At 72.0% G+C, this 4,900-nt stretch carries 4 protein-coding genes; 2 read left to right on the forward strand and 2 right to left on the reverse strand.

The features are described 5' to 3' along the window. Positions 1 to 109: 109 nt before the first annotated feature. Positions 110 to 535 (reverse strand): organic hydroperoxide resistance protein, encoded by a 426-nt coding sequence (locus ACFQ87_RS33220; RefSeq protein ID WP_380614613.1) that lies wholly within the window; start codon positions 533 to 535, stop codon positions 110 to 112. Positions 536 to 803: 268 nt separating this feature from the next. Between ACFQ87_RS33220 and ACFQ87_RS33225 the strand changes: the two genes are divergently transcribed. After that, positions 804 to 1,043 carry a hypothetical protein gene (locus ACFQ87_RS33225; protein WP_380614614.1) on the forward strand — a complete coding sequence of 80 codons (240 nt, stop codon included), beginning with the start codon at positions 804 to 806 and terminating at the stop codon, positions 1,041 to 1,043. Continuing rightward, positions 1,040 to 3,853, forward strand: a complete 2,814-nt coding sequence (locus tag ACFQ87_RS33230) for an AAA family ATPase (RefSeq protein WP_380614615.1) — start codon at positions 1,040 to 1,042, stop codon at positions 3,851 to 3,853. Before ACFQ87_RS33225 ends, ACFQ87_RS33230 begins: the two co-directional genes overlap by 4 nt. Before the next feature lie 25 nt (positions 3,854 to 3,878). On the opposite strand, the gene ACFQ87_RS33235 is transcribed toward ACFQ87_RS33230, so the two are convergent. After that, positions 3,879 to 4,694, reverse strand: coding sequence for an alpha/beta hydrolase (locus tag ACFQ87_RS33235; RefSeq protein ID WP_380614616.1), 816 nt, complete (start codon positions 4,692 to 4,694; stop codon positions 3,879 to 3,881). Between the last annotated feature and the right edge of the window lie 206 nt (positions 4,695 to 4,900).

Genomic DNA, 4,900 nt, shown 5'->3' on the forward strand with positions numbered 1-4,900 from the left:
GTGTGTTTTCGGGTTTTTTTTCTGGCGTCCCTTTTTTTTCCTCCGAGCGGTCCTCCACGTCCCCGCGTGTGCGAAGGCGTGGGGGGGCCCGCTCTGATGTCGAAGGCGATCAGACAGCGACGGCGTTGAGGGTGACGGGGATGTTTCCCCGGGTCGCCTTGGAATAGGGGCAGATCTGGTGGGCGGCCTCGGCGAGCTCCTCGGCGGTGCGCTGGTCGACGCCGCCGAGACGCGGGGCCAGCGTGGCCAGGAGCGAGAACTCGCCGTCGTCGCCGTGGAGGAGCGTGACTTCGGCGGTGATCTCGGTGCTGGTCAGCCTGATCTTGCGCTGGGCGGCGGCGTGGCGGAGGGCGCCGAGGAAACAGGCGGCCCAGCCCGCGGCGAAGAGCTGTTCCGGGTTGGTGGCGTCGCCAGCTCCGCCCAGTTCCTTGGGAATGGACAGGCGGTGTTCGAGCAGACCGTCGGTGGAGCGGGCGGTGCCACCGTTGCGGCCCTCGCCGGTGACTTCGACCGTGGCGGTGTAGTTGACGGGCATGGCGGGTCTTCCTTACGTCGGTGTCCTGAACGGCTGTCCACAGACTCCCTGGCGGCGGCGCCCCGTCGAGCCGGTGTCGGACCCTGGTCGCCCCCGGCCCGGGTACTGGCCAGGGTTCGGCACTGGCTCGACGGGCCCGCGGTCCCGGGATCGTGATCGGTGGATGCCGACCGGCTTCCGTTGCGGCGAAGGAGCTGACGAAGGTGGACTTCAAGATCGAAGCCCGGCGCGGCGTCGGTCACGCCGCCCGTGGCTCCGGGTCTTCGCCGTGTCCACCTCGGTGTCGGCCCTGGCGTCGACCAGCGCCGGACTCCTTGCCGGCCTGCCGGAGCTACAGGTGGACGGGCTCTGCGACGACGACGCCCGGGCATTGCTGGACTCGGTGCTGCCCTGGCCGGTGCATCCCCGTGTGCGGGACGTGATCGTTGCGGAAGCGCGCGGCGATCCGCCGGCGCTGTTGGAACTGCCGCGCGATGAGAGCGATATCAGGAAGGGGCAGGGGGCATGAAACCCATCACCACGACGATGGTGGGCCGCGAGGAGGAGCAGGCGGAGCTCGTGGCGTTCGTGAAGTCCGCCACGGGCCAGGCTCTCGTCCTGCGAGGGGAGACGGGTGTCGGCAAGAGTTCGTTGTTGAACCACGCCGCCGGGTTGGCGGAGCAGGAGGGCCACGTCGTCGTCCGGGCCGCCGGCGTCGAGGCCGAGTCCGAGCTGCCCTATGCCGGGCTGCATCAGTTGCTTCATCCGCTGCTCGCCGACGTCGCACGGTTGGATGACGGGACCCGGGCGGTGTTCGACGCCGTGTTCGGCGGGGTGCAGGGCGATCCGCCCTCGGTCATGACGCTCGGCATCGCCGTTCTCAGCCTGCTGTCGCTCTCCGCCGCACAGCGGCCGCTGCTGCTGGTCCTCGACGACGCGCAGTGGCTGGACGACGCCAGCGCCGACGTCTGCGGCTTCGTGGGCCGACGCCTGGCCGGCGGCCCGGCGAAGATGCTGGTCGCGGTCCGCACCGACCTCACGTCGCGCTTCGACACCGCCGCACTGCCCGAACTGCCGATCGCCGCCCTCGCCGACGAGGACGCGGCCCGCCTACTGGACCACCGGTACCCTGATCTGAGCCGACAGGTCCGTCGAATCGTCCTGGAGCAGGCCCGGGGCAACCCGCTGACCTTGCTGGAGCTGCCCGCCCAATTCGCCGGCCGGTCGAGCGACCTGCCGGTCGAAGACCTGATCGGTCAGCACGGCGTGCCCCTGCCCCGGCGGCTGCAACGGCTGTTCGGCACCCGCATCGCAGCCCTCGACGGGCGGGTGCGGACCGAGCTGCTGATGGGCGCGCTCGACGGCGCCGGGACCCCGAGCGGCACCGACGCCGTCCCCCGCACGCGCTACGGCATGCGCGACGCCGACGCGGCAGTGGCCGCCGGGCTGCTGGACATCGAGGTGGCCACCGGCGATTTCGTCTTCCGCCACCCGCTCGTGCGGTCCGCCGTCGTGCAGATGGCCACTCCCAACCAGCGCCGCGCCGCGCATCTGACGCTGGCGCATGTTCATCGGGAGAACCTCGAACGCCGGGCGACGCACCTGGCAGCGGCAACGGTCGATCCCGACGAGGACGTCGCCGACATCCGGGAGGCGGCGGCCGGGTCGGCGACCCGGCGCGGCGGCGCGCTGGCGGCCGTGACCTGGCTGACCCGGGCCGCCGAGCTCAGCGAGAACCACACGGACCGGTCCCGGCGGCTGGCCGACGCGGCCTTCGTCGCCGGTCACGCCGCCCGCCTCGGCCAGGCCCACCGGCTGGTCCAGGCGGACCGCGGACCCGGTGCGACGGAGTCACCGGCCTCGGTGCTGGCGACCGCGTACCAGGCGCTCTACCAGGACGGGGACGTCCGCTCCACCCACCGACGGGTCTCGGCCGCGATCGAGAAGCTGCGGGACGGCGGGCCGGCCACTGTGTCGACTGTCGGCGGAGCCACTGCCTCGACTGTCGGCGCAGCCGAACGGGATGAGGTCCTCACCCGGCTGGTGATCCTTCTCCTGGCGATCAGTCAGTACAGCGGGGACCGCGTGGCCTGGGAGAGCACGCACGAACTCCTCGCCTCCATGGGCAGCCTCGTCACCCAACGCTCGCGTCTCTACAGCGGCACGTGGAGCGATGTGACCAGGCATGGGGCCGGCTGGGCCGGGCCGGTGCGACAAGCCGCCGCGAACCTGCCGGATCTGGAACCCTGGGACGTCACGCGGTTGGGCGCGGCCGCGTACCACCTCGACATCCTGAGCCAATACCGCCCCCACCTGCAGCGCATCGTGGACCGCGAGCTGGAGACCGGAGCCGTGGCCACCGGCATGGTCATGCTGCACCAGATCATGCTCGACCAGATGGCGGTCGGCGAATGGACCGAGGCCGAGGACACCGGACAGCGCGGCCTGGAGCTGGCGGCCGAGCACGGCCACCACCTGTTCGCCGCCCAGAGCCGCGCGTACCTGGCCCAGCTCGCGGCGCTGCGCGGACAGATCGGGCGGGCGCGGGACCTGCAGGCCGAGGTGGACTCCTGGGCCCGCCCGCGCGGACTGGGGTTCCTGACCCAGGTCGCCGACTCCGCCGGCGCGACCGCCGCGCTGAGCTCCGGCGACTACGAGACCGCGTACCTCTACGCCATCGGCATCACGCAGCCGGGCACGTTCCGGCCCTACGTGTATCAGGCATCGCGTACCCTGCTCGATCTCGTCGAGGCCGCCCGACACACCGGACGCGTCGAGCAGGCCCGGGCGCACGCCCTCGCCGCCCGCGACGCCGGACTGCCGAACGTGTCGCCCCGCCTGGGGCTGATCACCTACGGCGCGCTGGCGATGACCGCTGAAAGCGAGCGGGAGGCCGCCGAGATGTTCGCGCGGGCCGAATCCCACCCGGACGCCGCCCGCTTCCCGTTCGAGCTGGCCCGGATCCGGCTGGCGCACGGCATCCGGGTGCGCCACGTCCAGGGCCGGGCGACGGCGCGGCAGTACCTGGTCCCGGCGGCCGAGGCGTTCGAGCGGCTGGGCGCGGCCGGCTGGACCGAGCGGGCTCGGGCTGAACTACGCGCCACCGGGACCCCGGCCCGCGCCTCGACGCTGAACCTGGCCTCGCTGACCTGGCAGGAACGCCGCATCGCCGACCTGGCCGCCGGCGGCCTGACGAACAAGGAGATCGGCGAGCGGATGCACCTGTCGCCGCGTACCGTCAGCTCGCACCTGTACCGCATCTTCCCCAAGCTGGGCATCACGGCCCGGGCGGCGCTGCGCGACGCGCTGAGCCGGACCGAGGAGCCTTCACAGGTCTGATACCGCGCAGGTCTGATGCCCGCGCTCAGCTCCGTGCGGCCACGGCCTCGACGCCGTTGGCGGCCAGCCAGGCGAGGACGTGGTCGGCGACCGAGCGCCAGCCGCTGTCGAACACCAGGGAGTGCCCTCTATCGGCGAACTGCTTCAGATCGGTCGCGGCGGAGGAGTCTCCGTAGAGCTTGTAGACCGAGCGGGTCACAGCGTCCGGGACCATCCGGTCCTCCTGGCCGGACACGAGCAGGAGCGGTCCGCGCCCCGAATTCGCCGTGTCCACGACGGTGTCGGCCGACCCGGCGGCGGTGCGATCGAGTCCGAGGTCCGCGAGCAGCCGGAGCGGGGCCGGAACGGCGTACCGGTCGAAGAGCTTCGCGGCCTCCTCCTCACCGACCGCGTTGGCGACGACGTGTCGGAACCGGGGGCGCGGCAGCGGCTCGAAGCACGGGTGCCGGGTCGAGCCGGCCGGCATCAGCGACCACGGCCGGGGTCTGCCGCCGTCCAGCGGAACACCACCGGCCGGCAGCGGCGCGAGGGCGACGGCGGCGCGGCCGAGGTCGGCTCCGAGGAGGTGTTGGGCGATGAGGCCGCCGGCTGAATGCCCGATGAGGACCGGCGGGTTGTCGAAGGAACGCACGATCTTCTCGTAGTGGGCCGTGAGCGTGGCGAGCCCGAGGTCGCGTAGCGGGCCGGGATCACGGCGGACCTGGTCGGCGGTGGGGGCTTCGCCGGGCCAGCCCGGGACGCACACCGCGTAGCCGTGCGAGGTGAACCGTTCGGCCCAGCCCTCCCAGGAGGACATGTGGAACCACGCACCGTGGATGAGGACGACGGGGGTTTGCTTCACGGCCAGACCTTCCGATTGCACACACGACGATCCGCCGGCATCGCGGCGCTCCTTCGAGGATCACCAAGCGGTGGCACGGCGGAAACAGTCGGATGACTGAATCTGGCGGCCCGGCAGACCCCTCGTGCGTCCGCGAGCGTCTTCGTGCGTCTCGACGTCATGTGACTGATGTGTCGGGCCGGTGGCCGAAGAACAGTGGAGGCACC

Origin of the sequence: Kitasatospora sp. NPDC056531 (genome assembly GCF_042794375.1) — a bacterium.
Classification (GTDB): domain Bacteria; phylum Actinomycetota; class Actinomycetes; order Streptomycetales; family Streptomycetaceae; genus Kitasatospora.